This window comes from Hyphomicrobium sp. CS1BSMeth3, assembly GCF_900117415.1.
Taxonomy (GTDB): Bacteria; Pseudomonadota; Alphaproteobacteria; order Rhizobiales; family Hyphomicrobiaceae.
Genome location: NZ_FPEI01000005.1, coordinates 946,867 through 972,724, shown reverse-complemented (window position 1 = coordinate 972,724; position 25,858 = coordinate 946,867). Strand labels below are relative to the sequence as shown.

Here is a 25,858-nt window from a genome sequence, read left to right as displayed (position 1 = left end):
GGAATTAAAGCGGCTTATGGGGCTGCACGCGTCCGCATGAAATGAACACGCGCTAGACCTTCAGCTTCGTCATGAAGTCGTCGATGAACGCGTTGATCTCGGCAGGCTGCTCGATCTGCGGGAAGTGGCCCGCGTTCTCCATGATCTCGATGCGCGCGCCCGGCACGAGGCGGCGCACGTCATCGAGATAGGCCGAGGACTGCCCCTTGGTCATCGAGGCGCGCTCGCCAGCCGGCGTCATGTAGGTCGTTTGGATCGCGAGCAGCGGCACGCGCGCCTTCGCGAAAATCTCGTCGAAGCGTTCGGCGTCCCACTTGCCGATATTGGGAAAGAGATTGCCGGCGAGCTTGGCCGGCATGTTGAGCGCGCGATCAATGATTGGCTGCGCGACCGCCCGGTCTGCTTCCGGCCGGAACATCTGGGCGAACATGGGTTCGATGAAGGCGCGATAGCCGATCTCGGCAACCCTCTTGCGCCGATCCAGGTACGCCGTGCTGCCGGCAGCCCCGAGGCGGCTTCCGTCGACGAGGATGATCCCCGCCACGCGCGCCGGCTGCTCGCTCATGGCGTGCATAACGATGCGACAGCCCATGCTGTGCCCGACCAGGATGGCACGCTCGATGTCGAGCTCGCCAAGCAGCGCGGCGACGTCCCGACCATGCGTGTCGATGATCTCGTGCGCGTCCGTTCCGGGCGTCGTGCCGTGGCCGCCGAGGTCGACCGCGACCGTCTCGAAGCGACCACGCAAGTGCGCCACCTGCTGCCGCCAGTCGTCGCGGGCGCAGCCGAAGCCGTGCACGAAGACAATGGTCGGACGGCCCCGCCCTTCGCGGGTGTGATCGAGGACGGTCATGGGCATCTCCCTCGGGCGTTGCGTTTTTGTTGCGGGCCTACTTCGGCGGGCGCGGATGAGGTTCGCGCGAAGCGGGCCGCAACGTCAATCGCGGCCCCGCAAGGTGTCACCCCTGTCGAGTTGTACGACCACGCACAAAACCGCCGCCCGAAGAGCCACCTATGGTTGCCGAGACAGCCCGAATCATAGCAACTGGCACGAGACTCATCATGCGAACCAAGCGGGAAGGTACGCGATGAACGATATGACTCCGGCCGGCAGCAAGGTCCCCCTCGACATCGGCGCGATTGCCAATGCAACGTCCGAGGCCTGCATCTCGACGCGTGTGCGCCAGCTCTCGCGCATCGTGACCCGCGTCTATGACGATGCGCTGCGGCCCCACAAGATCACCGCCAGCCAGTTCACGCTGCTGACACAGCTCGCCAATCAGGACGGCATCACGGCCGCCGAGATCGGCAGCACGCTCGACATCGAGAAGTCGACGCTTTCGCGCAACCTGAAGCGCCTGCTCGCGCTCGGCCATATCATCATGGACCCGCCGGCGGGCCGCCGCGGCCGTGGCCTGCACCTCACGCCCAAGGGCAAGCAGGTGATCGTGGAGGCTTTCCCGCTCTGGCAGGCCGCGCAGAAGCGGGCCGTCGAGGTCATGGGCCTCGAAAGCCGCCGCACGCTCGACGACCTCCTGGCCCAGGCCGAGCGGCTCGTGGTGCCCTGAGGATCAGGCATATCGCAGCGAGATCGAAAGGGCCGGCGCTACGCCGGCCTTTTTCATTCCTGGACGGCCGTGACCAGGATCTCGACCAGATCCTTATCCCAGAGCGTGACGCCGATGCACGCGCGCTGCGGCGGGTTCGCGCGATCGACCCACTCGTCCCAGGCGCGGTCCATCTCCGGCTTCTGGCTCATGTCCGTGATGTAGACCGTGGTGCGCAGGATGCGCGACTTGTTCGATCCGGCTTCGGCGAGCGTCGCGTCGATCTGGGCGAGCGCATCCTTCGTCTGCGCGTAGAGCGCCCCCGACTTGTCCTTGGCCGTGGCGACCGCATAGACGATGCCGCCGTGGGCAACTGCGCGGCTGCGCGTCGGGGTCGTGCCGGTATAGCGCTTGATCATGAGCGAGGCTCCTCGGAGTTGGTCGATATGGGCCAATGTCGAGCCGGCCGAGCAGCTTGGCAAGCCTGGGTGGTCGCCGGTCTTGCCCTCGGCCTCTCGGATGTGTTCCCATCCACCTGAGGAAACAAAATCCAAAGGGAGGGCGCGCACGTGAAACTCTCCGGCGCATCCTATGACGAGCTCTACGGCAGCTTCCGCTGGGAGGTGCCGGCGCGCTTCAACATCGCGCACGCGATCTGCGACCGTCATGCCGCTGCGACGCCCGACGCCCCGGCGCTGATCCATGAAGCCGGCGACGGCAGTATCAACGTATGGAGCTTCTCGCGTATCAAGGAGAGCGCCGACCGGCTCGCGCACGCGCTTACGGCTCTCGGTGTCAGCCGCGGTGCGATCGTCGCGATCCATCTCTCGCAGTGCCCCGAGAACCTGATCACACATGTCGCCGTGCACAAACTCGGCGCAGTTGCCATGCCGCTCTTCGCGCTCTTCGGCCCCGATGCCGTCCGCTTCAGGCTCGAGGACAGCGGCGCCGCCGTTCTCGTCACCGCCGACGACAACATCGGGCGCGTTGCAGCCGGCCTCACGGATCTGCCGACGCTCCACCACATCATCTCGATCGACGGACCCGGGCCGCTCGGCGCGAAAGGCTTCTGGGAGCTTGCGACCTCAGCTTCATCAAGCAGCACCGCGACGGACACCTCACCCGATGATCCCGCCTACCTCATGTACACTTCGGGCACGACCGGCAATCCCAAGGGCGTGCTCCACGCGCAGCGCGTGCTGCTCGGGCATCTGCCCGGCGTGATGGTGCCGCACAATCTCTTTCCGCAAGCCGGCGATCGCTTCTGGACGCCCGCCGACTGGGCCTGGGCCGGCGGCATTTTCGACGTGCTCTTGCCCTCGCTCTATTTCGGCGTGCCCGTCGTCGCGCAGCGCCTCGCCAAGTTCGAGCCGGATGCGGCCTTCGCGCTCATGGCGCGGCACGGCGTGCGCAATATCTTCATGCCACCGACCGCGCTCAGGATGCTGCAGGCCGTGCCCAATCCGCGCGCGCACTACGACTACAATCTGCGCTCGCTCGCTTCGGGCGGCGAGCCCATGGGCGCCGACATCATCAACTGGGGCCACGAGACGTTCGGCCTCACGCTCAGCGAGTTCTACGGCCAGACCGAGGTCAATCTCGTCGTCGGCAACTGCCCACCGGTTTTCCCGGCCAAGCCCGGCTCCATGGGTCGCCCCATCCCCGGCCACACTGTCGAGATCGTCGATCGCGACGGCAATGTCCTTCCCGCGGGCGAGACCGGCATCGTCGCCGTGCGCCGGCCGGACCCGGTCATGTTCCTCGAATACTGGAAACAGCCCGAGGCGACGGCCGACAAGTTCCGTGGCGAATGGTGCCTGCTCGGCGACATCGCCGCCAAGGACAGCGATGGCTACTTCTGGTTCCAAGGCCGCGACAACGACATCATCAAGTCCGCCGGCTACCGGATCGGCCCAGGCGAGGTCGAGGAATGCCTCCAGAAGCACCCGGCCGTGGCGCTGGCCGGCGTCATCGGCACGCCGGACCCGCTGCGCGGCGAGGCCGTCACGGCCTTCATCGTGACCCGGCCCGAATATGCCGCGGGACCCGAGCTGGCCAATGAAATCCAGGCCTTCGTGAAGGAGCGGCTGGCGGCCCACGAATACCCGCGCCGGGTCCATTTCATTGCCGAGATGCCCATGACCGTGACCGGCAAGATCCGCCGGGTTGATCTGCGCCAGATGGCCGACAAGCTGTAGTTCCCGTTCTTTTCAACCGGCCGCCTGCCGCGTATCATGTCCGGACATAACAACCAGGCATGAGGGAGCGCATTATGGCGGGCACCATTGTCGAGAAGCTGGCCGAGTACGGGGTCGCGGAGCGGGATCGCACGCTGCCGCCGGAGGTTCGCCACCACGCCAAGCGCGCGCTGATCGACTGGTTCGCATCGCTGCTGCCCGGCACCGAGATCGACCCTGCCCAGGCCATGATCAAGGGCCTCGGCGACGAGCTGGGCCACGGCAAGGCATACGTCTACGGCTCGGGCAAGTTCGGCCCGCTGCGGACGGCAGCGCTCATCAATGGCACGGCCTCGCACACCATCGAGTTCGACGACATCTTCCGCGATGCCATCTATCACCCCGGCTGCCCGACGATCGGCGCTGCGCTTGCCGCCGCGCAGGCCAAGGGCGCGACCGCCGCCGAGCTGCTGACGGCGATCATCGTCGGCTACGAGGTCTCGACGCGCATCGGCCTCTCGGTGCAGCCCTCGCATTACAAGTACTGGCACACGACGGGCACGGTCGGCACGTTCGGCGCCGCAGCGGCCGTCGCCACCATCCTGAAGCTCAACGCGACGCAGTTTGCCCACGCGCTCGCGACCTCGGCGACGATGGCAGCGGCGCTCCAGCAGGCCTTCCGTTCGGATTCCATGTCGAAGCCGCTGCACGCAGGCCACGCGGCCGAAGCCGGCGCCATGGCCGCGCTCAGCGCCGAATACGGCATGACCGGCACGCTGGACGTGCTCGAAGGCGAGGCGGGCTTCGGTGCCGCCATGAGCACGACCGTCGACTGGTCGAAGGCCACGGCCGGTCTCGGCGCGCACTACAACATCACGCAGATGACCTTCAAGAACCACGGCTGCTGCGGCCACGCCTTCCCGGCCATCGACGGCGCGCTGCACCTCAAAGCCGAGCACGGTTTGGCGCCCGAGGCCATCAAGCGCATTCGCGTCGGCGGTTATCGCGCGACGCTCGATGTTGCCGGCGTGCCGAAGGCGACGACGCCATTCGAGGGCAAGTTCTCGACGCCCTTCCTCGTCGCGAGTGCGCTCGTCCACGGCAGCGTGCGCCTGAATGCCTATGAGCCCGAGCGGCTCGCCGACGCGCGCGTGCAAACGCTTTCCGACAAGGTCGAGCTGAAAATCGACGAGCAGTGCGCCGCCGACTTCCCCAAGCGCCGCTCGGCCAAGGTCGCGATCGAGCTCGCGGACGGCCGCACGCTCGAGCACTACCAGCCGACGCGCAAGGGCGACCCCGACGCGCCACTCACGGACGCGGACGTGTCCGACAAGTTCCTCGAGCTGGCGAGCCCCGTGCTCGGCGCCGACGCCGCGAAGCGCCTCCTCGCCGAGCTTTGGGCTGCAGATCAGCCGCACACGCTCTATGCTGTTCCCGGAGATGCTCTGCGCAAGGCAGGCTGACCGACCGGGAGGAATGGCATGAGGCTCAAGGACAAGGTCGCGATCATCACGGGCGCGGCGGCGGGAATGGGCGCGGCTACGGCACGCCTCTTCGCGCGCGAGGGCGCCATCGTGGTCCTCACGGATGTCGACGACAAGGACGGCCCGGCCGTCGCCGCCGACATCGTGCGCACGAACGGCAATGCGCGCTTCGAGAAGCACGATGTGTCGAGCGATACGGACTGGCAGCGCGTCGTGGATGCGACGCTCGCCGCCTATGGCCGCATCGACATCCTGATCAACAACGCCGGCGTCAGCGGCTCGATCCCCGACAAGCTCAATCTCGAAATGTGGGATCGGCAGATGTCGATCAACGCGCGCGGCAACTTCCTCGGCCTGCGCGCAGTCATCCCGGTCATGCAGAAGCAGAAGGCCGGTGCGATCGTGAACATCTCCTCGATCAGCGGCGTGCTCGGGCAGGACTACGTGCACATGGGCTACAACGCCGCCAAGGGCGCCGTGCGCACCATGACGAAGGCCGCCGCGGTGCAGTACGCCAAGGACGGCATCCGCGTGAACTCCGTGCATCCGGGCTTCATGCCGCCCATGCGCACATCGAAGCTCACGGCCGATCCGGAGTTGCGCAAGAACCTGCTCGCCGGCATTCCCATGGGACGCACGGGCGAGATCGACGAGGTCGCGTATGCGAACCTGTTCCTTGCCTCGGACGAGGCCTCCTACATCACGGGCGTCGAGCTGATGGTCGATGGCGGGTTTACGGCTGTTTAGTGCTGGCCGCTGGCTGCCGGGAAAAGATTCCTCGCAATCGCCGTAGTGCTATGCCGGCGGCGGCCACTTACCCCGCGACAGCGCTCTCGACAACGCACGCACTCTTCGCGCGCGGATCGAAGCTCCCGCCGACTTTGATCGAGCAGCACGCGTGCTGCTGCTCGAACGGCCGCCCGATCGCTTCGCACACGCCGATCACACCCTCGGCGGGGAAGGCGATCCCATCGAGGCCGGCCATCACTGCATAAGCATCGACGATCCGCTTGTGCATCCCCGGCGGCCGCGCGCATCCGAGCAGCACAGGCTTCTCCGCGAGTCGCTGGCGCGCTTCGAGGAAAATGCGGCCCACATCGTGCGCCGAGGGCGTCACGAACGTGCCCGCGCGCGCATAGAACGGCATGACCACCACCAGCACGAGACTATGAATGCCGTGGCGCGCGCAGATGTCGAGCGCATTGGCCTCGCCAAGCAGGCGCCCGTAGTGCAGGCCGATGACGATGTGCGGCACCACCTCCATGCGCGTCGCGCACAGCGCCGCGAGCGTCGCCTCGAAATCATCGACCGAGCGCTCGAGATGATAGACCTCGCGGATGGTCTCCTGCGCACCGATGACATCCATCATGGCGGTGTCGACGCCGGCACTTTCCATAAGCCGCGCGCGGCGCTCGTCGAGCAGCGCGGAGTGGATCGCGATCTTCAGATGCGGGAAATCGCGCTTCAGCTTCTCGATGACGGGATAATACTTCTCGTACTTGATTTCATTGCGCCGGTTGGAGCCGCCCGAGAGCAGGAAGCCCTGCAGGTCCTGCAGCAGCACGAGATCGCGCACTTTCGCGTCGAGCATCTCCGGCGTCGTCGCCGGGATCATCGGTTCCAGGATCTTCGCCTGGCAGTGATCGCAGTCGAGCGCACAGGCACCAGCCGTCACGGAGAACGCTGGAAAGGAATTCTTCCCGCAGCCCTGAATTTCCGACGTCGTATATTCCTTGAAAGTCGGCGTCGAGAAACGGATCGAGGCGAGCCCGCCGCGCGCTGCGGCAGCCTCCTGCATGGCCGCGACGAGCGCCGCGTCGAATTCGGCATCTTCGAGCGGCTCGATGGCCGAGAGCTTGTCGATCCAGTTCATGCGCAATCATATTCATATTTGCGAATATAGGGCAATCGGCGCGTGAGGCTGGCCTGGTTGAATCGGCGGGCCGGCGACGCTAAGCACCACCTTTCTCGTTTCCGATGCGGATAGCCATGCCCGACCAGCCTCTCTGGCGACCGGCCTTCCTCGCCGATGTTGCCGACATCGCGCGCCTCTCCAAAGCGCACCTCGGTCCCTATGCGGAAGGGGATGCGATCTTCGCCGAGCGCATTCGCCTCGCGCCCGAAGGCTGCTTCGTGCTCGCACGCGGCCCTGCCATCGTCGGGTACTTCTGCAGCCACCCGTGGATGCGAAAAAAGCCGCCGGCGCTCCATGAGATGCTGGGCGAGATCCCCGCCGCATCGGACTGCTGGTACGTGCATGATGTTGCCGTCGATGCCGATGCGCGAGGTGGCGGCGTGGTCGCGAATATCTGCGCGCGCGCTCTCGATGTTGCCAGGAGCAAGGGCTTTCGGACAGCCATGCTGATCGCAGTCAGCGGCGCCGACAGCTACTGGAAGAAACTCGGCTTCATCGATGCCACCACCGAGGCGCTGCGGCTGAAGCTGAAGGACTATGGCGACGACGCCGTCTACATGGAGCGCGCACTCTCAGGCGATTGAAGGCGCCCGCATCATCGGATGCCCCGCGATCAACGCGCCGACCTCCGGCCGGATCGGCCCGACGTTCGGCGCGTCGGCGAGCGTCGTCAGCCATGCCGGATCGCGGTCCTCGTCGTCGACAAGATCGCAGTCGAGACCGGCGAGAACGGTCTGCGCGGAGGGTGGCAGCTCGCTCGAAATGTCGTGCCCCGCAAGCAGGCCCCACATGCCGGCCCAGAGCCGCGCCGTGGTCCAGGGATTGTACCCGCCGCCGCCGAGGACCACCGCGCGCGGCGCCATCGCGGCGAGCGTCCGGCAAGCCCGCCACAGCACATCATTCGAGAGCTGCATTCCTGAGAGAGGGTCACCGGCGAGACCGTCCGCGCCGAGCAGCACGACGATCGCCTCGGGCTCAGCGCGCCGCACGAACGGATAGACGAGCCGCTCGAGCACGAGCGCGTACTCGCTGTCATGGATGCCGCGCGGCACGGGCACGTTCAGCGCGCGCCCGCCGAGCGTATCCCCCGGCCGGCCCGTACCGGGCCAGCGGCCGTCCTCGTGGAGCGAGGCCATGTAAACACGCGGGTCATCCGCGAAGGCCGCCTCGACACCATCGCCGTGGTGCGCGTCGAGATCGACGTGCAGAACACGCGCCAGCCCGCCATCGAGGAGGCGGAGCACCGCGAATGCGGGATCGTTCAGGTAACAGAAACCCGAGGCGCGGCCGGGCATCCCATGATGCGTGCCGCCCGTCGGATGGAAAGCCATGCCGCCGCCGAGAACCAGCTCCGCCGCCAGCATGGAGCCGCCGACAGTGGCCCGCGCGCGATCCCAAAGGCCGGGAAAGACCGGGCATTCCATCGTGCCGAGATTGTAGCGTTCGCGCATTTCGGCCGTGGCCCGACCGGCCGCGTCCGCCTGCTCCAGGGCGCTCAGATACTCGGGCTCATGGAACCGCTCCAGCACCGCCCGGCCCGGCAGCTCCGGCACGCGCGTCAACGCCGGATCGCGCCAGCCGAGCACCTCGATGAGGTCCTGAACAGCCGCCTGCCGCCCCGTGGCCAGCGGATGATGACGCCCGAAGGCAGGCCGCCGGAAGATCTCATGCGTCACAAGAAACGGCCGCACCCAGTCCTGCCTCTCGACGGCGTTGTCGCATTCAATTATACGCAGCCTTGAATATGGAGCGGCCGCCGCGGCTCGCGCAACAGGGACGTGGCATCCAGAACAGGCCGGGGAAGCGCACGGAGCTCGACAAACATGGCCGACAAGACGCTCGACGCGAAGGGGCTCAACTGCCCGCTGCCCATCCTGAAGGCCAAGAAGGCCATCGGCGAGGTGCCGGTCAGCGGTACGCTCGAGGTGCTCGCCACGGATCCCGGCGCCGTCGCCGACTTCCAGGCTTTCTGCCGGCAGACCAAGCACGAGCTGGTCGAGCATTCCGAGGCGGGCGGCGTCTATCGCTTCCTGATCCGGCGCACGGCCTGACCTGCTGCACTGAGCCGCCCTTGACGGCGCCGCTCCATCCTTGCCACGGTCAGCGCGCCGTGGCGTCGGAGATGTGCGCGGCGGAGCTCAGAGCATGACGAACCTTTTTGAAGCTGCCGGTCTCGAGCAGGGTGCCCCGCGCCCGCTTGCCGATCGTCTGCGGCCAAAGAAACTCTCCGAGGTCGTCGGTCAGGGACACATCGTCGGGCCGGAGGGCTCGTTGACGCGGATGCTGCGCGCCGGCCGGCTGCCGAACCTCATTCTCTGGGGACCGCCCGGCGTCGGAAAGACCACTATCGCGCGCCTCCTTGCCCAGGAGACAAAGCTCGAGTTCGAGCAGCTCTCGGCGATCTTCTCGGGCGTGCAGGATCTGCGCAAGGCCTTCGACCGCGCCAAGGCGCGCCGCGAGCAGGGCCGGGGCACGCTCCTGTTCATCGACGAGATCCATCGCTTCAATCGCGCCCAGCAGGACGGCTTCCTGCCGCACATGGAGGACGGGACCATCACGCTCGTCGGCGCGACGACGGAGAACCCCTCCTTCGAGCTCAACGGCGCTCTGCTCTCGCGCGCGACAACACTCGTTCTGAACCGCCTCGATGAGACGGCCATGGGCGAGCTGATCGAGCGCGTCGAGCACGAGACCGGGCGAGCGCTGCCGGTCGATGCGGATGCGCGCGCAGCCCTGATCGGCATGGCCGATGGCGATGGGCGTGCGCTCATCAATCTCTGCGAGGAAGTGCTCGCAGCCGTGGCGCCCGGCGAGCCGCCGATGACGACGGCCTCGCTCGTCTCGCTCGTCCAGCGCCGCGCGCCGCTCTACGACAAGAGCCGCGACGGGCACTACAATCTGATCAGCGCGCTTCACAAAGCCGTGCGCGGCTCCGATCCCGATGCCGCGCTCTACTGGCTCTGCCGGATGCTCGACGGCGGCGAGGACCGCCTCTTTCTCGCGCGCCGGCTCGTGCGCATGGCCATCGAGGACATCGGCCTCGCCGATCCTTCAGCCGTCACGCAGGCGCTGGCCGCGAAAGACACCTACGATTTCCTCGGCAGTCCGGAGGGCGAGCTGGCGCTCGCGCAGGCGACGATCTACATGGCCACCGCGCCCAAATCGAATGCCGCCTATACGGCCTACAAGGCTGCCATGCGCGCCGCCAAGAACAACGGTTCTCTCGCGCCGCCGAAGCACATTCTCAATGCGCCGACGCGTCTCATGGCCGAGCAGGGTTATGGCGCCGGCTACGAGTATGATCACGCGACGGAGGAAGGCTTCTCCGGGCAGGACTATTTTCCTGACGAGATGGAGCGCGAGCAGTACTACGATCCGCCCGAGCGCGGATTCGAGCGCGAGATCAGGAAGCGCCTCGCCTATTGGCAGCGGCTCCGCGACGAGAAATCAGGCCGCTGAGAGGCCTCGCCGCGCCCCTCCCCTCTTGATGCGCATCAAGGCGTCCCTGTCATAGCAGTGACATATCTTCGCCTCGTGAGATGCGGTGGATGCCGCAGTGTCTGCCGACCGCGGGAAAAGGCCGGCGCTCGCGGAGAGAGGGCAAGACCCGTGACAGACGACCGGCAAACGTGTGCGCCCACCGAGGCGAACTGTCGGGCAATGGATCCCATCCGCCTGCTGCACGAGGACAATGCCCTGCGGCTCGATCTCTGCGACCTGCTGGAGCACATCGCCGACGGCCTCCCGGCGAACGCCGCGCCGCAGCTTGCGCAGCTCGCCTCGACAGCGCTCGAACGCGGCTGGACCAATCACGTGGCCTTCGAGGAGCAGGCACTCTTTCCGATCCTCGCCCGCCACCGTCACGGCAATCCCGACCTTCTCGCAGGCCTCGATCAGCTCATGCTCGAGCACGCCGACGACGCGAGCCTCGATCAGGAGCTCGTGGATACGCTCGATGATCTCGCTCGCGGCGGTCCGCCCGAGAACCCCGAGATGGTCGGCTATCTCCTGCGCGCGCACTTCGTGCCCATGCGGCGGCACGTCCTGTGGGAGAACGCCTTCCTCATTCCGGCAGCGCGGCGCCTGCTTTCGAGCGAGGACATCTCGATGCTGCGCGACTGGATCCGGGCGCGCGAACCCGAGAAGTGCACGTGCGGCGCGACCCTGGGCTAGCCTGAGCAGCTCCCCGTCCTACACCTCGTCCTCGGCGACGGCTTCGCTCCAGGGGTGATGGGGCTCCGTCGCACCTTCATTGCGTCCCCGCTCGCGGCGCACAGCTCCCGCAATCGTGAAGTTCGAGGGGTACTCGATAGGCTCGCCGATCACCGCCTTGTGCTCGGCCGTCAGCGCATCGATCACCTTTTGCGGCAGGCGCCGGTCGATGATGATCGGGCTGACATTGGAAATGTCGAGCCGCGGCTGGTGGAAGGCTTCATCGAGGTCGAAGCCGAAGTCGGCCGACATGGCGAGGAGCTGGAACACGGCCGGCAGGATGCGCCGGCCCCCGCAGCCGCCGATGCCGATCGTCGCGCCGCCACCCGTCATCACGGCCGGCACGTAGTTGGCGAGCGCACGGGCGTCAGGCGCAATCGAGTTGGGCCCACCCGGCGTCGGATCGAACCAGTTGATGCCGTTGTTCATCAGGATGCCGCTCTTCGGCAGGACGATGCGCGCGCCGAACAGCGTCAGCAACGTCTGCGTCAGCGTCACCATGTTGCCTTCGCGGTCGACCACGGAAATGTGCGTCGTCGAGGTCGGCGCGGTCTTCTCGCCGGCATCGCCCATGTATTTGAAACGGTGCTTCCACGCGGCCTGCATGGCGGCGGCATACGCGAGGAACGTCTTCTCGTTGGGCTTGGCCTCGGGCTTCTTGCGGCGCTTGACGAGATCGCGAAAGGCGACGGCCAGCGTCGGCCCGCCGTTCAGCTCCGGCAGCACATGGATCGTGCGGTCGAGATAGGAGATCGTGAGCGGCTCGCGCTCGGGCGGCGCGACGGCGGCGAGATCTTCCTCGGTGAGGTAGCCGCCCAAGGCCTGGACGTCTTCCGCGATCGCGCGCGCCAGCGCCCCCTTGTAGAGCACACCCGCACCGTCCTCGGCGATCGCCTTCAGCGTGCGTGCCAGCTCGGGACGCGGCAGGCGCGCCATCGGCCGCGGGTCCATGGCTGCAGGCACATAGGGCGGGAAACCGTTCGGCAGAAAGACCGCGCGTGCACCCGGGTCCTTCTGAAGGTCCTTCATCGCGGCCGTGATGTTGAGGGCCGTGTGCCAGTCGACCGGCTGACCTTCCTCGGCAAGCGCGATCGCCGGCTTGATCAGATCGCGCCAGCGCTTGGTGCCGTAGTGCTTGTGCGCGAGCGCGAGCAATGCCGGCTGCGTCGGCGCGATCACCGCCTTGGCGCCGACCGTGTTGATATTGCCCTTCACCATCGGCCAGCCGAAGAGATTGCCCGCGTCGGCCTGATCAGTCAGCTCGTAGTCACTGGGCTTGAGCGCCCTGGGGCTGCGTCCGCCGCCGTCGAAGGCGCGGATCTTCCCCGTCTTCGCCTCGTAGACGAGCATGGCGCCGACGCCGCCGATGCCGCTCATCCAGGGCTCGGCGACGCCGACGGCGAACGACGCTGCAACAGCCGCATCGACGGCATGACCGCCGGCTTTCAGCACGCGCGCACCCGCCTCCGACGCGATCCGGTTCTGCGTCACGACGATGCCGCCGCGCGAGCGTGCCGAGGGCTTCCGCACTGTGCGTTTGCGCGAGATGTTGGGCGAGAGCGCGCTCGTGGGCTTGGGCATGAGGACGTGGCCTTTTCCGGTGATGCTTGGAGAGGGTCGAGAGGAGGGCTCAGGCTGCGCCGAGATGCGCGATGAGAGCGTCGAGGGTGGCGTCCGGCTGCTCGGACATCATCATGTGGCCCGAGCGCGGGAGTGTGGTGATCTTCGCACCGGCCACGAGCTTGGCGAGCTCGGCCGCCTTTCGGGCCGGTGTCATGACATCGCTTTCGCCGGAGAGAAACAGCGTCGGGCACTGCACTTTCGCGGCGGCCTCAGGGCCGCTCTTCCAGGCATCGCAGGCCGCAAGATCGACGGCGAGCGATCCCTGCTGGCCATGCGCGAACAATGCCCGCGAGCCGCCGGTCATCCAGAGACCGGGGGCCGTATTGCCGCCGAGCTTGGCCGGCGGACTGTGGCACCAGCCGGTCATCATGTCATAGGCCGCCGGCGGGTTCTCGCGCGCGCTCTTCAGCAGGTTCGGATGCACCGGCATCGCCGAGGCAATACCGAGCAGCGCCAGATGCGAGACCTTGTCGGGCGATTTCGCCGCCGTCTCGATCGCCACGATCGCGCCCATGGAGTGGCCGACCAGCGCGGCCTTGGCAACGCCCGCCGCCGCGAGCAGCGCCTCAATAAAGGCGACAAGATCGGCGATCGACTCGCGCGGCGGCCCGGCCGAACGCCCATGCCCCGGCAGATCGACGGCCAGAACGGACCAGCCGTGCCATGCGAACCAGCGGCTCTGGAGCTGCCAGCAGGTATGATCGAGCCCGGCACCATGAATGAAAACCATGGCCGGCCGCTCCGGCGCGAACGGGCGCCCGCCGGTCCCGGCATAGACCTCGCGCCCTTCAACCGTCAGCAGCATTCCCGCACCCTCTCTCGACCTCTTCCTCGCGGTCCGCAGCCTAGCGAGTGCCGGCGTCAGAGCGCAAGCGAATGCAGCGCGCCGGTGTGCGGCCTCGGACCGGCTTGACCGCGACGCGCCGGCACGGTTTCTCCCATGCTGAAGCCTCGGCCCACCTCACCCGCGAAAGCCCCGCCCGATGCCATCTCGCCGCCTGCGCCTCTCCGATCTGGCGGCCGACCTCACGCCGGCACGCGCGGCTGGCGACTGGGCGCGTGCGCCGATCATCGCGGCCTACGTCGTCCTCTTCGCCGGTATGGCATGGCGGTGGATCGCGGGTGTCTCGACGATCCCATGGGATGCCAAGGCGCACTTCCACCCGCAGGTGCAGTTCCTCGCGCAGAGCCTCGCCCGCGGCGACTGGCCCTGGTGGAACCCCTATGTCTTCGCCGGTCATCCGCAGATCGCTGATCCGCAGTCGATGATCTTCTCGCCGCCGTTCCTGCTGCTGGCGCTGATGAATGGCAATCCGAGCCTCTGGGCCGTCGACATGACCGTGCTCACCACCATGGCCTTCGGCGGCATCGGCATGATCGTCTACTTCCATGATCGCGGCTGGCACTGGGCAGGCGCGCTGATCGCCGCGCTCGTCTTCAGCTTCGGCGCGGCCATGGCATGGCGGCTGCAACACTTCGGTCAGGTGGTGAGTCTCGCCTATCTGCCGTGGCTGCTGCTCTGCATCGATCGGGCGATCGCGCGAGGCTCCGTTCTCAGCGGCCTGCTCGCCGGCGTCTTCGCCGCACTCATCGTGCTCGGCCGCGACCAGGTCGCGTTGCTCGCGCTCTACGTCGCGACGGGCTATGCCCTGTGGCAACTCCTGAGCGACGAAGCGCCGTCCCGCGCCATCCGGCGCGCGCTGCTGCCGCTCGTCCTGGGCGGTATCATCGGCATCGCGCTCGTCGCGTTGCCGCTTCTGATGACGCTGCTGCTCGCAGCAGAATCCAATCGGCCCTCGATCGATTTCATCGGCGCTGGTCGCGGCTCGCTGCATCCCGCACTCCTGCTGACGCTCATCTCCCCCGACATCTTCGGCGCAGCCGGCGCCGACTATTGGGGCCCGCCGAGCTGGACGTGGCGTGGCACCGGCCTCTTCACGGCCCAGAACGTTGGTATCCTCTACGTCGGCGCGATCCCGTTCCTGCTCGTCACGACCGGGCTGCTGAGCGGACAGCTCTGGGCGCGCGAGATCCGCTTCTTCACGATCGCGCTCATGCTCGTGCTGCTCTACGCGCTCGGGTGGTACACGCCGGCATTCCGCGTGATGTACGCGCTATTCCCCGGCGTCGATCTCTACCGCCGGCCGGCCGATGCGGTCTTCCTGATCGGCGCCCTGTTCGCTGTGCTCGCGGGCTACGCAACGCACCGGCTGTTCGTGGCGCCTTGGATCAAGCCTAGCCACGTCGCGGTCGCAGTGGTCGCGCTGCTGCTGGTGACCGCCGCGGGCGCCGCGCTTTTCTTCGGCTGGCGCCTCGACCGCCTGCCACGCGTGCCGCAACCGAAGGCCATTGCTGCCGGCATCTTCGCCGCCGCCGCGCTTCTGATCGCCTGGGCACGCTCGCGCCTCGCGCTGCTGCCGGTCCTCGCCGGTCTCGTGCTGGCAGGCTTCACCGCCGCCGACCTCGGCTTCAACAATGGCAACAACGGCTCGTCTGCCCTCCCACCGGCGCACTACGACGTGCTCGATCCGGCGAGCCGCAATGAGACCATTGCCTGGCTCAAGGCGCACGTGCGCACGGACGCCACGTACCGCGATCGTGTCGAGCTGGTCGGTGTCGGCTTCCATTGGCCGAATGCCAGCATTCCCCATCAGCTCGAGAATACGCTCGGCTACAATCCCGTGCGTCTCGGCCTCTACACGAAGGCGACCGGCGCCGAGGATCACGCGGCGCTTCCAGATCAGCGCAAGTTCTCGCACCTCATGCCCTCGTACCGCAGCCCGCTCTCGAACCTGCTCGGCCTGCGCTACATCGTTGCCGGCGCGCCCATCGAGAAGATCGACAAGCATCTGCTTCCCGATACGCTACCGCTTCGTCAGCGGACCAAGGATGCCTGGATCTACGAGAACCCCGAAGCCCTCCCGCGTGTCGTCTTCGCGACGCGCGCCCGATCCGTCCCCTTCGAGATCATGCTCGATGATGGAAGCTGGCCCGATGAGGACTACCGCACGACCGTCCTCATCGAAGGCGCACAACCGAGGCAGGAGCCACGGCGTCCGGGCACGGCCACACTCGCCTCCTATGCCAACACGCGCATCGAGATCGACGCCGACAGCCCTGATGGCGGCTATGTCGTCCTCAACGACGTCTCGCACCCCTGGTGGGTCGCCGAGATCGACGGCCGGCGTGTGCCCATCCTGCGCGCGAACGTGCTCTTCCGTGCCGTCGAAGTGCCGCCAGGGCGCCATCGCGTGACGTTCACCTTCCGCCCCCTCGCGGGCGCCATGAGCTCACTGCGGCGCCGCTGAGGACTGTCATGCCGCGACAGCTCTCGACGCCGACGCACCGCGCTGCCACATTGGCTGCACTCATATCGCGCGACATCACCCGCCGAGCCGGAAGCCGCCGCAGGAAAGCAACATGACACATCTCATCAACCGCACGTTCAATCACGACTACCCCACGGTCGCCGGCGGCAAGGGCGTTCGCCTGTTCGACACGAACGGCAAAAGCTACATCGATGCATCCGGCGGCGCCGCGGTCTCATCGATCGGGCACGGCAATAGAAAAGTCATCGACGCCATCAAGGAACAGGCCGAGCAGGCGGCCTACGCCCACACCTCGTTCTTCGTGTCGAAGCCTTCGGAAGACCTCGCCGACTGGCTCATCGCCCGCGCGCCGGAAGGCTTCGGCCGCGTTGCGTTCGTCTCCGGTGGCTCGGAGGCTGTCGAAGCCGCGATCAAGCTCGCTCGTCAGGTCCACATCGAGCGCGGCGAACCACAGCGCGTGCACTTCATCGCACGCGGGCAGTCATATCACGGCGGCACGCTCGGCATGATCGCGCTCGCCGGCCCGCGACCGACACGCCAGCTCGTCGAGCCCATGTTCGGCGATAGCTTGAGCATCAGCCACATCCCGCCCTGCTACGCCTATCGCCACAAGCGCGAGGACGAAAGCGAGACCGACTATGGCATGCGCGTCGCCCGCGCGCTCGAAGAGGAGATCCTGCGCGTCGGGCCCGAAAAGATCGCGGGCTTCGTCGCCGAGACGGTCAGCGGCTCATCCATCGGCTGCGCCACGCCGACGCCGGGCTACTTCAAGGAAATCCGCCGGATCTGCGACAAGTACGGCGTGCTCCTGATCGTAGACGAGGTCATGTCCGGCATGGGGCGGACCGGCTATCTCTTCGCCATCGAGGAGGATGGAGTCTCGCCGGACCTCATCGCAATCGCGAAGGGGCTCGGCGGCGGCTATCAGCCGATCGGCGCCGTGCTCATGCGCGATGAGCTTTACGCGCCGCTCGCCGAGGGCTCCGGCGCACTCAAGTGGACACACACCTACATGGCGCATCCAACGGCCTGCGCCGCCGCACTCGCCGTGCAGAAGGTCATCGAGGAGGAGGGCCTGCTCGCCAATTGTCGCGAGCGTGGCGCTGAGCTGAAGAAGCGCCTTCAGGAGCGCCTCGGCCAGCATCCGCACGTCGGCGACATCCGCGGTCGCGGTCTCTTCATCGGTATCGAGCTGGTCGCCGACCGTACGACCAAGGCGCCCTTCAAGCGGGCACTCAAACTTACCGAGACATACAAGAAGCAGGCCATGGCGAACGGCATGCTCTGCTACCCGACGGGCGGTAGCGCGGACAGCAACGAGGGTGATCACATCATGCTGGCGCCGCCACTGATCATTACGTCGGCGGAAGTCAACGAGATTGTCGATATCGTCGAGCGCACGCTCAACGAGACGCTCGCAAAGATCGAGAAATAGAGAGAACGGCTCATGAGCAAAGTGACCGCGGAGGAGCAGCGCATTCTCGACGAGGTCGAGCGCGGCTTCGACGATGAGGTGACCTTCCTGCAGGATCTCGTGCGCTGTCCGTCCGTGCGCGGCGCCGAGCACACCGTGCAGGACTATGTCTTCAACGCGCTCTCCAGGCGCGGCTATGACATGGATCGCTGGCGCGTCACCGAAGAGGACATCAAGGACCATCCCGGCTTCTCGCCGATCGCGGTCTCCTACGAGAACGCGTGGGTGGTCGTCGGCACGCATCGGCCGAAGTCCACGAAGGGCCGCTCGCTCATCATGAATGCGCACATCGATGTCGTGCCGCCCGGCCCGACGGATATGTGGACGCATCCGCCGTACGATCCCGTCATCCGCGATGGCTGGATGTACGGCCGCGGCGCGTGCGATATGAAGGCGGGCCTTGCCGCGAACATCTTCGCGCTCGATGCCATCAAGCGCGCCGGCTTCGAGCCTGCCGCGACCATCCACGTGCAGTCCGTACCCGAGGAGGAGAGCACCGGCAACGGCACACTCGCGACGTCCGTGCGCGGCTATCGCGCCGATGCCGCCATCTGCCCCGAGCCGACGCGCGGCCAGCTCACGCGCGCCAATGTCGGCGTCGTGTGGTTCTCGGTGCGCGTCTACGGCCGCCCCGCGCACGCGCGCGAGATGCAGGCGGGCTTGAACGCGATCGATGCGGCCTATCAGGTGATCGCCGCCCTGCGCGTGCTGGAAGAGCAGCTCAATGTCGAGGCGGCGCAGCACCCGCTCTTCAAGGATCTCGTCCACCCGATCAATCTCAATATCGGGCAGATCGAAGGCGGCGATTGGAACTCGACCGTGCCGGCCTCATGCACGGTTCACTGCCGGCTCTCCATGCTGCCGGGCGTCCCCGCCTCAGAATTGAAGCGGCGCATCGAGCAGACGATCAGCGACTTCTCGCGCCGGACACCCGGCAGCGGAAACACGCCGCCGGTCATCAAGTGGACGGGCTTCTCGTGCGAGGGATTCGTGCTGGAACCCGGCAGCGATGCCGAGAAGACGCTCGCTGCTGCACACGAGGCCATTCACGGCAGTCCCCTGCAAGAGCAAGTCATGCCGGCCTATCTCGATGCGCGCGTGACCATCCTCTACGACAAGATCCCGACGCTCGTGTACGGACCGGGGGGCCGCAACATCCACAGCATTGACGAAGCCGTGGAGCTCGCGACCATCAGGCAGGCGACGAAATCCATTGCGCTCTTCACGGCGCGCTGGTGCGGCCTCGCCCCGCTGAAGTCGTCTTGAGCGATCGCCTCTAGCTCAACCCGTTCCTCCCCCCAGCGCCGAAGGCGCGCCTTCGGCGCGACGTGGGGGAGGTTAGGAGGGGGGGGATTGCAGAACATCAGCGATAGGGATGCCCCCCACCCCTAACCCCTCCCCACAAGGGGGAGGGGAATGAGCGAGGCCGCTCGCATCCCACACGCCTACTTCCCCTTGAACTTCGGCGGGCGCTTCTCGGCGAAGGCGGCGCGGCCCTCGACCCAGTCCTCACTGCGGTTGATCGCATCGACCTGCGAGCGCGCGATACCGGCGATCTCGGTCGGCCCTTTGGGCAGCGTCTCGGCGGCGAAGCGCTTGAGCATCCGCGAGGGCATGGGCGCTGTCTCGGCGATGCGGCGCGCATAGTCCATGGCGGTCGGCATGAGCTGATCGATGGGCACGATCTTGTTGGCGTAACCAACCTCGTAGGCGCGCTTGGCATCGATGGTATCGCCGACGAGCAGCAGCTCCATGGCGATCTTGTGCGGAATGCGCGTCACGAGGTTGGAGATGAGCCCGCCGGAGAAGGCGATCTTCACCTCGGGGTACGAGAACTTCGCATTCTCGGCGACGATCATGAGATCGCACATGGTCGTCAGCACCATGCCGCCGCCGATGCACCAGCCCGCGACCGCGGCGATCACCGGCTTGTCGACCGGATAACCAATGCCCGGAATGCCGTGGTACAGATGGTGCGGCACGGCCTTCAGATCGGCGCCGGCGGAGAAGGCCTTGTCGCCCGCCCCCGTGAGCACCGCGACGCGCGCCGCGTCATCGGCCATGAACTGAACCCAGCGGTCGTGCAGGCCATCGACGATCTCGGCATCGAGCCTGTTCATGCGCTCCGGGCGATTGATCGTGATGATCGCAACCGCGCCTTCGCGCTCATAGGTGACCGCTGGGCTCTCACTCATGACTTTCTCCCTGCGCGAATGCCGCTCGTGGCCACGCCAGCAGCCTTGAATGCCGCGATCTCCTCGGCCGAATAGCCCGCCTCGCCAAGCACCGCGTCCGTATCCGCGCCCGGCATGACCGGGAAGCGCCTGATTTCGGCGCCGCCGTGCGCATAGCGGATACCGGATGCGATCAGCTCGACCTCGCCATAGGGCGAATCCACCTTCTGCAGGATCGTGCGCGAGTCGAGCTGCGGATGCTTCACCACCTCGGCGAGCGACCAGATGCGCGAGCACGGCACATTTGCCGCCGTCAGCCGCTCATCCCAGGTCGCCGCATCCGCCGTCGAGAACACTTCCTCGATGATCTGGCGCAGCGCGACCTCGTTCTCGATGCGCGAGGGCCAGTCGATGAAACGCGGATCGTTCGGCAGGTCGGGATGGCCGATCGCCTTGGCGAGCGCGATGAACTGCTTGTCGTTGTTGACCGCGAGCAGGAGGTGCCCGTCCTTGACCTTGAAGAGATCGGCCGTCGGCAAGCGGCTCTGCGCGCGATTCCCTGATGGCCCCTGCACATGCCCGCCGACCGTGTAGTCGACGACGAAGGACGACATGAAGGTCAGCGCCGAGTCGAGCATGGCCACATCGACGAGCTGGCCCTTGCCCGTGTGCGTGCGCTGGAAGAGCGCGCTCGCGACACCGAACGCGAGCGACATGCCGCCGATCGCATCGCACACCGCAAAGCCCGCGCGCGTCGGCCCGCTCTCCTGGGAGCCGGTGATCGACATCAAGCCGCTCATGGCCTGGATCTTGCCGTCATAGGCGCCGGTCGTGCGCTCGGGGCCCGTCTGGCCGAAGCCCGAGACCGCGGCGTAGATGATGCGCGGGTTGACCTTGGAGAGTGCCTCGTAGCCGATGCCGAGCTTGTCCATGACGCCGGGACGGAAGTTCTCCATCACGACGTCCGCCGTCTCGGCGAGCTTCTTCACGATCGCGATGGCCTCGGGCTTGGTGAGGTCGAGCGCGATGTTGCGCTTGTTGGCGTTGATCGCCATCCAGCCCGTGCCGAGACCGCGGTCGGACCATTCCTTGTTCGGCGGGCCATAGCGCATGTCGTCGCCGCCGGGCCGCTCGATCTTGATGACGTCGGCGCCGAGGAGCGCGAGCTGGTAGCTGCCGAAGGGTCCTGCAAACACCTGCGTGAAATCGAGGACGCGAACGCCTGTGAATGGCTGGCTCATTCGGCCGCCCCCTTGAGCTTCATGTCCTCGGCGAGCTTGGCCTTGGCGATCTGCTTCTGGCGATCGAACTCGGCCTTGCGGCGCGCGATCTCCTCGGCCGATAGGCGCTCGAGGTTCGAATAGTCGAGCTTCCAGTCGGGATTGTCGCTCCAGCGGATCGGGTTCTGCACGGTCGTGCGCGGACCGGGCGCGGACTCGAGAACGCGCAGCGCGTGCTCGAGCGTCCTGCGTTGCGAGTCCTTGTCCTTGGGCTTGCCGGCCGCATTACCGAGCGGGAAATCGCTGAAGGCGAGGCGCGGCACGCCGATGAACTCGACAATGTCCTTCGCGCAGGCCATCACGACCGTGGGGATGCCGGCCGTTTCGAGCGCGCGCGCGGCGAGGCTGATGCTCTGGTGGCAGACCGGGCAGTTCGCGCAGAGGATCGCGACGTCAGCCTTGTCGGCCAGTACGCGCCGCACCAGCTCGGGGCAGTCCACGTCGAGCGTCGTGCGGTGGCTGCGGTTGGTCGGAAGGCCGTGCACGTGCGGCGAGAGCCCGCCGATCAGCCCGCGCTTTGCCGCCTCGCGCAATGCCGGCAGCGGGAACCAAGTGCCCGAGTCCTCCTGCGTGGTGTGTGCGCGATCGATGCCGACGTGCGAGATGCGCGTGTCGTGATCCTTCGACGAATCCAGCGAATAGACGACGTAGAACTTGGCGGCCGAGTTGTACGGCGAGCCCGGGCCCTGATCGCCCTTGTCGGGCTGGTAGAGCGCGGCCGTCGTGATCAGCGTGACCTTGGACTGGCTGAGCGGCTTCTTGAGCGGCGCGAACGGGACATCGTCGTAGTGCGCCCACTTGTAAGGCGCGCCAAAGCCGAGGCCGACGTAGTAGTCGCGAATGCGCTTCCTGTAGGGAATGGGCTCGGAATGGTCGGGCGCGAAGCCGAAATCCTCGTCGGCAGGGACGCTCATGGGCGTTCTCCTCAGTGTTGGTGCTTTGAGGGCATTGTCGCCAGTTCGGGGGCGCGCGCAAGGCCACGCGCCACGGCGGCGCGCAACCCAGCCGTCCAACAATGCATTGCCGGGCTCGAAAGGGCCTTCAGCGGCCAGTCCACTTGGGCTTGCGCTTCTCGGCAAAGGCTTTGGGCCCCTCGATCGCATCCTCGCTGTTGCGATGCGCGACATAGGCCGGATACCGCATGTTCTTCATGCTCACTTCCATAATCGGGTTGTCGAGCGATCGCATGACCACCTGCTTCGTCGCCCGTATGCTCATCGGCGAGCACTCGAGGATCATGTCGGCCCAGCGGCGCGCTTCCTTCATGAGCTCGGCGTGCGGCACCACGGCCGTGACGAAGCCGAGCTCATAGCCCTCGGCGGCCGGAACGTGGCGCCCGGTGAGCATCATGCCCATGGCCTTCTTGAGCGGGATCTGCCGCGCGAGACGCTGCATGCCGCCCGCGCCTGCCGACAAGCCCACACGCGGCTCGGGCAGCGCGAAACGCGCCTTGTCCGAGGCAATGATGATGTCGCAGGCGAGCGCGATCTCGAAGCCGCCGCCCATGGCGACGCCGTTGACCGCGGCGATCAGCGGCTTGTCGAGGTCGTGGCGGTTCGTGAGGCCACCGAAGCCCGAAGTCGGGGAGGCCGGACGCGCACCGGACTTCGCGCGCAGCTCCGCGTGATACTTGAGGTCGTTGCCAGCGGAGAAGGCACGATCGCCGGCGCCGGTGACGATGCCGATCCACAGCTCCGGATCTTCCGCGAAGGCGTCGAAGATCGCCGACATCTCCTGGCTCACCATCGGATGCACGGCATTCATGACGTCGGGGCGATTGATCGTCACCGTCAGGATGCGGCCATCGACATCGACTTTGGTGAACTCGCCGTTCTTGAGTGCGCTCATGTGATTCTCCTAGACAGCAACCGGCTTGACGTTGGCGAGCACCCAGGCGGCGAGCCCGGTCAGGGCATGATCACCATGCACGGCGCCGCAGAGCTGCACGCCGACGGGCATTCCAGCGACGGCCATCAGCGGCAGCGTGATCGCCGGCATGCCGATCGCCGAGGTGAAGTAGTTGCACGCGGCATTGCCGGTCGTGCGCACCTCGTTGCCGCCGGGCGGGCCCGAATGCGGCGCGATGCCAGGGCACGAAAGCGCGATCACGGCATCCGCATCGACCATCAGCTCGGCATGGCGCTGGCGCATATCCTCGCGCCGCATGACGGCCGTGCGATAGGTCTCGAGCGTGTAGCCCTCGGCGCGGTTGAGGCGCTCGCCGAGGCTCGCCGACATCTGGCCAGGATAGCGCTCGGCGAAGTTCCGCCAGGACCAGCGCGCTTCCCAGCCGCATGTCACGGCCGTGCCTGCGCCCGCCGTCGAGATCGACTGCTCGTAGGCCTCGATCTTCGCCGAGGACTTGCGCGTGATGATCTCCACGCCCGCCTGCTTGAGGCTCGCGCAGATCTTCTCGAAGGCCTGATGCGTGGCTGCGTCGGCAACAGCCCAGCCTTCGGTCTCGACGGCAATGAGACGGCGCGGCTTGCGCGGCGCGGCCGGCGTTGGATCACCATAGAGCCCAGGCGAGCCCGGATCGCCGCCCGCATCGACGCCGATCTGCCAGGTGCAGGCCCACATGTCCTCGATCGAATTGGCGTGCGGCCCGACCGTCGACTGGCTGTAGCCTTGGCGCTCGCCGCGATTGAGCGCGCCCTGTGTCGGCTTCAGCGAAATGTTGCCGCAGTAGGCCGACGGGCGGATGATCGATCCGCCAACCTGCGTGCCGAGCGCGACGGGCACCATGTCCGCCGCGACGGCAGCCGCCGAGCCCGATGACGAGCCGCCCGGCGTACGCGCGGGATCCCACGGATTGGTCGTCGGGCCCGGATGAGACATGCCCATCTCGGTCGTCACGAGCTTGCCGAGGATGACCGCGCCTCCGCGGCGCAGCGCCTGCACGGAGGAGGAGTCCTCGTTCGTGACGCGGCCCTTCATGGCCGGCGTGCCCATCTCGGTGGGCATGTCCTTGGTGGCGATCAGGTCCTTCACGCCGATCGGACAGCCGTCCACCCCAGAGAGCGGCCGGCCTGCCTTGTAGCGCGCGCCTGCCTCGTCCGCAGCCGAACGCGCGCCATCGACATTCGTGCACACCCAGGCCTGCACGACGGGCTCGCGCGCGGCGATCGTCTCGAGGCAGCGCTCAAGATACTTGCGGGGCGTGTCACTGCCATCGGCGAAGGCGCGGACGCGGTCGGAGAACGTCAGCCGCCGCGCGGCGGGATCATAGGCAGGCGTGGACATGGAGTGCTCCTATTGGGAGAGCGCCTAGTGTGATGATCACCCTGGCGCTCAGACGTCGAAGAAGACCGTCTCGTTGGGCCCCTGCATATGAATGTCGAGGCGGTAGACGGCACCGGCGGATTTCTCATCCCTGACAGCGATCAGCGTGTTGCGGCGTTCGGTCGGCACACTTGCGAGCACGGGATCGCGGGCGTTCGCAGCGGCTTCGTCGGAGAAGTAGATGCGCGTGAAGGCGTGCAGCAGCAGGCCGCGCATGAAGACGACGACATTGATGTGCGGCGCCTGCGCGCCGTCGACCGAGCCCGGCTTGATCGTGTCGAAGATGAAGCGCGATTGCGGGTCCGTGCCCGTTCCCATGCGGCCGAAACCCCTGAAGCCGACATTGGAGCCGCGCGGATCGGCAGAGTGCGCGTAACGCCCCTCTCCATCGGCCTGCCAGATCTCGATCATGGCATCGGGCACGACCTCGCCCTTGCCGTCGAGCACGCGCCCCTCGATGCGGATGCGCTGGCCGGGCACATCGCCCTCGATGAGCGAGCCGCCGGCAATGCTCGTGAAGTCATAGCCGTACTGCTCGGGGGTCAGCGCGTAGGCGAAGAAGGGCCCGACCGTCTGCGATGGCGTCTGTCGTAGTTTGCTCATGCCATCCGCCTCATTCGACCGGTGTCTGGCGACGGCCGCGCAGCACGAAGTCGAACTCGTAGCCGAGCGCGAACGAGGGCTGCGTGTGCTCGAGCATGAAGCGCGAGATCAGCAACTCGCGGCAGTCGGCCGGCGTGCCCATGTAGATCGGGTCGAACGCGAGCAACGGATCGCCGGGGAAGTACATCTGCGTCACGAGGCGCGTCGAAAGGCTCGGGCCGAAGAGCGAGAAGTGGATGTGCGCCGGGCGCCACGCATTCTCGTGGTTGCCCCAGGGATAAGCGCCGGGCTTGATCGTGGTGAACTTGTAGCGGCCCTCGCTGTCGGTCACGCAGCGCCCACCCCCGAGGAAATTCGGATCGAGCGGCGCCGGGTGCTGATCCACGACGTGCACGTAGCGGCCAGCGGCATTGGCCTGCCAGATCTCGATCAGCATGTTCGGCTGCGGCCGACCGTTCTCGTCGAGCACGCGGCCCGTGACGACAATGCGTTCGCCGATCGGCTCGCCGCCCTTGATGGCATTGCGCGTGAGGTCCGCGTCGAGCTTGCCGAGGCTCTCATGACCGTAGACCGGCCCGGTGATTTCGGAGAGCGACTGGCGGATCGGGATGAGCGGCTTCGTCGGCGCGCGCAGCACCGTGGATTTGTAGTCCGGGTGGAGGTAAGGGGGCTGCGATGACCAGTCTCGCGGCGCGTAGGTCTCTGTCATCGGCCCTCTCCCATGTTGTTCCCCATCCCCTTGTTTTCCCGGAGCTTAT

At 66.8% G+C, this 25,858-nt stretch carries 24 protein-coding genes; 11 read left to right on the top strand and 13 right to left on the bottom strand.

The genetic code is table 11. The annotated features are described in order from the left end of the window. Positions 1-52: 52 nt before the first annotated feature. The gene (locus CS1BSM3_RS13705; RefSeq protein ID WP_072387610.1) at positions 53-853 is read right to left on the bottom strand and encodes an alpha/beta fold hydrolase; all 801 of its coding nucleotides are present in this window, start codon (positions 851-853) and stop codon (positions 53-55) included. A gap of 235 nt (positions 854-1,088) precedes the next feature. Between CS1BSM3_RS13705 and CS1BSM3_RS13700 the strand changes: the two genes are divergently transcribed. Next, positions 1,089-1,568 carry a MarR family winged helix-turn-helix transcriptional regulator gene (locus CS1BSM3_RS13700; protein ID WP_072387609.1) on the top strand — a complete coding sequence of 160 codons (480 nt, stop codon included), beginning with the start codon at positions 1,089-1,091 and terminating at the stop codon, positions 1,566-1,568. A gap of 53 nt (positions 1,569-1,621) precedes the next feature. Here CS1BSM3_RS13700 and CS1BSM3_RS28275 read toward each other — a convergent pair whose 3' ends face one another. Then, the gene (locus tag CS1BSM3_RS28275; protein ID WP_072387608.1) at positions 1,622-1,966 is read right to left on the bottom strand and encodes a RidA family protein; all 345 of its coding nucleotides are present in this window, start codon (positions 1,964-1,966) and stop codon (positions 1,622-1,624) included. 150 nt (positions 1,967-2,116) lie between these two features. Here CS1BSM3_RS28275 and CS1BSM3_RS13690 point away from each other — a divergent pair, with 150 nt between their 5' ends. From CS1BSM3_RS13690 to CS1BSM3_RS13680, 3 genes are all read left to right on the top strand, one after another. After that, on the top strand, positions 2,117-3,745 hold the full coding sequence (locus tag CS1BSM3_RS13690; RefSeq protein WP_072387607.1) for an AMP-binding protein: 1,629 nt from the start codon (positions 2,117-2,119) through the stop codon (positions 3,743-3,745). A 74-nt stretch (positions 3,746-3,819) separates the two neighbouring features. Continuing rightward, the gene (locus CS1BSM3_RS13685) at positions 3,820-5,187 is read left to right on the top strand and encodes an MmgE/PrpD family protein (RefSeq protein ID WP_072387606.1); all 1,368 of its coding nucleotides are present in this window, start codon (positions 3,820-3,822) and stop codon (positions 5,185-5,187) included. A gap of 18 nt (positions 5,188-5,205) precedes the next feature. Beyond that, complete coding sequence (locus tag CS1BSM3_RS13680) at positions 5,206-5,955, top strand: SDR family NAD(P)-dependent oxidoreductase (protein ID WP_072387605.1); 750 nt, start codon at positions 5,206-5,208, stop codon at positions 5,953-5,955. A 67-nt stretch (positions 5,956-6,022) separates the two neighbouring features. Here the strand turns inward: CS1BSM3_RS13680 and CS1BSM3_RS13675 are convergent, their stop codons facing one another. Next, positions 6,023-7,081, bottom strand: coding sequence for a radical SAM protein (locus CS1BSM3_RS13675; RefSeq protein ID WP_072387604.1), 1,059 nt, complete (start codon positions 7,079-7,081; stop codon positions 6,023-6,025). Between the two features lie 116 nt (positions 7,082-7,197). Here CS1BSM3_RS13675 and CS1BSM3_RS13670 point away from each other — a divergent pair, with 116 nt between their 5' ends. After that, positions 7,198-7,707 (top strand): GNAT family N-acetyltransferase, encoded by a 510-nt coding sequence (locus CS1BSM3_RS13670; protein ID WP_072387603.1) that lies wholly within the window; start codon positions 7,198-7,200, stop codon positions 7,705-7,707. On the opposite strand, the gene CS1BSM3_RS13665 is transcribed toward CS1BSM3_RS13670, so the two are convergent. Next, positions 7,696-8,814, bottom strand: a complete 1,119-nt coding sequence (locus CS1BSM3_RS13665) for an arginase family protein (protein WP_072387602.1) — start codon at positions 8,812-8,814, stop codon at positions 7,696-7,698. The two genes, CS1BSM3_RS13670 and CS1BSM3_RS13665, sit on opposite strands and share 12 nt — an antisense overlap. Positions 8,815-8,946: 132 nt before the next feature. Here CS1BSM3_RS13665 and CS1BSM3_RS13660 point away from each other — a divergent pair, with 132 nt between their 5' ends. The 3 genes from CS1BSM3_RS13660 (at position 8,947) to CS1BSM3_RS13650 (ending at position 11,296) form a co-directional block, all read left to right on the top strand. Next, a complete protein-coding gene (locus CS1BSM3_RS13660) occupies positions 8,947-9,174 on the top strand; it encodes a sulfurtransferase TusA family protein (protein ID WP_072387601.1) in 228 nt (75 codons plus the stop codon). 94 nt (positions 9,175-9,268) lie between these two features. Then, a complete protein-coding gene (locus tag CS1BSM3_RS13655; RefSeq protein ID WP_072387600.1) occupies positions 9,269-10,582 on the top strand; it encodes a replication-associated recombination protein A in 1,314 nt (437 codons plus the stop codon). A 201-nt stretch (positions 10,583-10,783) separates the two neighbouring features. Beyond that, positions 10,784-11,296: a hemerythrin domain-containing protein gene (locus CS1BSM3_RS13650; protein WP_072387599.1), complete on the top strand. Its 513-nt coding sequence runs from the start codon at positions 10,784-10,786 to the stop codon at positions 11,294-11,296. An 18-nt stretch (positions 11,297-11,314) separates the two neighbouring features. On the opposite strand, the gene CS1BSM3_RS13645 is transcribed toward CS1BSM3_RS13650, so the two are convergent. Together CS1BSM3_RS13645 and CS1BSM3_RS13640 are read right to left on the bottom strand one after the other, a co-directional pair. Next, positions 11,315-12,916, bottom strand: a complete 1,602-nt coding sequence (locus CS1BSM3_RS13645; protein WP_072387598.1) for a gamma-glutamyltransferase — start codon at positions 12,914-12,916, stop codon at positions 11,315-11,317. A gap of 49 nt (positions 12,917-12,965) precedes the next feature. Then, entirely contained in the window at positions 12,966-13,763 is a 798-nt protein-coding gene (locus tag CS1BSM3_RS13640) for an alpha/beta fold hydrolase (RefSeq protein WP_072387597.1), read from the bottom strand. A gap of 178 nt (positions 13,764-13,941) precedes the next feature. On the opposite strand from CS1BSM3_RS13640, the gene CS1BSM3_RS13635 reads away from it, so the two are divergent. The 3 genes from CS1BSM3_RS13635 (at position 13,942) to CS1BSM3_RS13625 (ending at position 19,027) form a co-directional block, all read left to right on the top strand. Continuing rightward, positions 13,942-16,266 carry a YfhO family protein gene (locus CS1BSM3_RS13635; protein ID WP_244540495.1) on the top strand — a complete coding sequence of 775 codons (2,325 nt, stop codon included), beginning with the start codon at positions 13,942-13,944 and terminating at the stop codon, positions 16,264-16,266. 112 nt (positions 16,267-16,378) lie between these two features. After that, positions 16,379-17,722 carry an aspartate aminotransferase family protein gene (locus CS1BSM3_RS13630; protein ID WP_072387596.1) on the top strand — a complete coding sequence of 448 codons (1,344 nt, stop codon included), beginning with the start codon at positions 16,379-16,381 and terminating at the stop codon, positions 17,720-17,722. Positions 17,723-17,734: 12 nt separating this feature from the next. Next, positions 17,735-19,027, top strand: a complete 1,293-nt coding sequence (locus tag CS1BSM3_RS13625; RefSeq protein ID WP_072387595.1) for an ArgE/DapE family deacylase — start codon at positions 17,735-17,737, stop codon at positions 19,025-19,027. A gap of 179 nt (positions 19,028-19,206) precedes the next feature. On the opposite strand, the gene CS1BSM3_RS13620 is transcribed toward CS1BSM3_RS13625, so the two are convergent. The 7 genes from CS1BSM3_RS13620 to pcaH form a co-directional block, all read right to left on the bottom strand. Next, positions 19,207-19,956, bottom strand: coding sequence for an enoyl-CoA hydratase/isomerase family protein (locus CS1BSM3_RS13620; protein ID WP_072387594.1), 750 nt, complete (start codon positions 19,954-19,956; stop codon positions 19,207-19,209). Next, on the bottom strand, positions 19,953-21,176 hold the full coding sequence (locus CS1BSM3_RS13615) for a CaiB/BaiF CoA transferase family protein (RefSeq protein WP_072387593.1): 1,224 nt from the start codon (positions 21,174-21,176) through the stop codon (positions 19,953-19,955). Before CS1BSM3_RS13615 ends, CS1BSM3_RS13620 begins: the two co-directional genes overlap by 4 nt. Beyond that, positions 21,173-22,129: a glycine/sarcosine/betaine reductase selenoprotein B family protein gene (locus CS1BSM3_RS13610; RefSeq protein ID WP_072387592.1), complete on the bottom strand. Its 957-nt coding sequence runs from the start codon at positions 22,127-22,129 to the stop codon at positions 21,173-21,175. The genes CS1BSM3_RS13615 and CS1BSM3_RS13610 overlap by 4 nt, the downstream gene beginning before the upstream one ends. A gap of 127 nt (positions 22,130-22,256) precedes the next feature. Next, positions 22,257-23,063 (bottom strand): enoyl-CoA hydratase-related protein, encoded by an 807-nt coding sequence (locus tag CS1BSM3_RS13605; RefSeq protein ID WP_072387591.1) that lies wholly within the window; start codon positions 23,061-23,063, stop codon positions 22,257-22,259. A 9-nt stretch (positions 23,064-23,072) separates the two neighbouring features. After that, positions 23,073-24,458, bottom strand: coding sequence for an amidase (locus CS1BSM3_RS13600; RefSeq protein ID WP_072387590.1), 1,386 nt, complete (start codon positions 24,456-24,458; stop codon positions 23,073-23,075). A gap of 48 nt (positions 24,459-24,506) precedes the next feature. Further along, positions 24,507-25,100, bottom strand: coding sequence for a protocatechuate 3,4-dioxygenase subunit alpha (pcaG, locus tag CS1BSM3_RS13595; protein ID WP_072387589.1), 594 nt, complete (start codon positions 25,098-25,100; stop codon positions 24,507-24,509). A gap of 10 nt (positions 25,101-25,110) precedes the next feature. Beyond that, complete coding sequence (gene pcaH, locus CS1BSM3_RS13590; protein WP_072387588.1) at positions 25,111-25,809, bottom strand: protocatechuate 3,4-dioxygenase subunit beta; 699 nt, start codon at positions 25,807-25,809, stop codon at positions 25,111-25,113. Positions 25,810-25,858: the final 49 nt, after the last annotated feature.

Excerpts from the sequence above, each read along its gene's own strand:
- pcaG (WP_072387589.1), bottom strand. The coding sequence starts at position 25,100 with ATGAGCAAACTACGACAGACGCCATCGCAGACGGTCGGGCCCTTCTTC.
- CS1BSM3_RS13645 (WP_072387598.1), bottom strand. The coding sequence starts at position 12,916 with ATGCCCAAGCCCACGAGCGCGCTCTCGCCCAACATCTCGCGCAAACGC.
- CS1BSM3_RS13655 (WP_072387600.1), top strand. The coding sequence starts at position 9,269 with ATGACGAACCTTTTTGAAGCTGCCGGTCTCGAGCAGGGTGCCCCGCGC.
- CS1BSM3_RS13625 (WP_072387595.1), top strand. The coding sequence starts at position 17,735 with ATGAGCAAAGTGACCGCGGAGGAGCAGCGCATTCTCGACGAGGTCGAG.
- CS1BSM3_RS13610 (WP_072387592.1), bottom strand. The coding sequence starts at position 22,129 with ATGAGCGTCCCTGCCGACGAGGATTTCGGCTTCGCGCCCGACCATTCC.
- pcaH (WP_072387588.1), bottom strand. The coding sequence starts at position 25,809 with ATGACAGAGACCTACGCGCCGCGAGACTGGTCATCGCAGCCCCCTTAC.
- CS1BSM3_RS13660 (WP_072387601.1), top strand. The coding sequence starts at position 8,947 with ATGGCCGACAAGACGCTCGACGCGAAGGGGCTCAACTGCCCGCTGCCC.
- CS1BSM3_RS13685 (WP_072387606.1), top strand. The coding sequence starts at position 3,820 with ATGGCGGGCACCATTGTCGAGAAGCTGGCCGAGTACGGGGTCGCGGAG.
- CS1BSM3_RS13600 (WP_072387590.1), bottom strand. The coding sequence starts at position 24,458 with ATGTCCACGCCTGCCTATGATCCCGCCGCGCGGCGGCTGACGTTCTCC.
- CS1BSM3_RS13605 (WP_072387591.1), bottom strand. The coding sequence starts at position 23,063 with ATGAGCGCACTCAAGAACGGCGAGTTCACCAAAGTCGATGTCGATGGC.
- CS1BSM3_RS28275 (WP_072387608.1), bottom strand. The coding sequence starts at position 1,966 with ATGATCAAGCGCTATACCGGCACGACCCCGACGCGCAGCCGCGCAGTT.
- CS1BSM3_RS13705 (WP_072387610.1), bottom strand. The coding sequence starts at position 853 with ATGACCGTCCTCGATCACACCCGCGAAGGGCGGGGCCGTCCGACCATT.
- CS1BSM3_RS13640 (WP_072387597.1), bottom strand. The coding sequence starts at position 13,763 with ATGCTGCTGACGGTTGAAGGGCGCGAGGTCTATGCCGGGACCGGCGGG.
- CS1BSM3_RS13650 (WP_072387599.1), top strand. The coding sequence starts at position 10,784 with ATGGATCCCATCCGCCTGCTGCACGAGGACAATGCCCTGCGGCTCGAT.
- CS1BSM3_RS13700 (WP_072387609.1), top strand. The coding sequence starts at position 1,089 with ATGAACGATATGACTCCGGCCGGCAGCAAGGTCCCCCTCGACATCGGC.
- CS1BSM3_RS13630 (WP_072387596.1), top strand. The coding sequence starts at position 16,379 with ATGACACATCTCATCAACCGCACGTTCAATCACGACTACCCCACGGTC.
- CS1BSM3_RS13680 (WP_072387605.1), top strand. The coding sequence starts at position 5,206 with ATGAGGCTCAAGGACAAGGTCGCGATCATCACGGGCGCGGCGGCGGGA.
- CS1BSM3_RS13620 (WP_072387594.1), bottom strand. The coding sequence starts at position 19,956 with ATGAGTGAGAGCCCAGCGGTCACCTATGAGCGCGAAGGCGCGGTTGCG.
- CS1BSM3_RS13635 (WP_244540495.1), top strand. The coding sequence starts at position 13,942 with ATGCCATCTCGCCGCCTGCGCCTCTCCGATCTGGCGGCCGACCTCACG.
- CS1BSM3_RS13675 (WP_072387604.1), bottom strand. The coding sequence starts at position 7,081 with ATGAACTGGATCGACAAGCTCTCGGCCATCGAGCCGCTCGAAGATGCC.
- CS1BSM3_RS13670 (WP_072387603.1), top strand. The coding sequence starts at position 7,198 with ATGCCCGACCAGCCTCTCTGGCGACCGGCCTTCCTCGCCGATGTTGCC.
- CS1BSM3_RS13615 (WP_072387593.1), bottom strand. The coding sequence starts at position 21,176 with ATGAGCCAGCCATTCACAGGCGTTCGCGTCCTCGATTTCACGCAGGTG.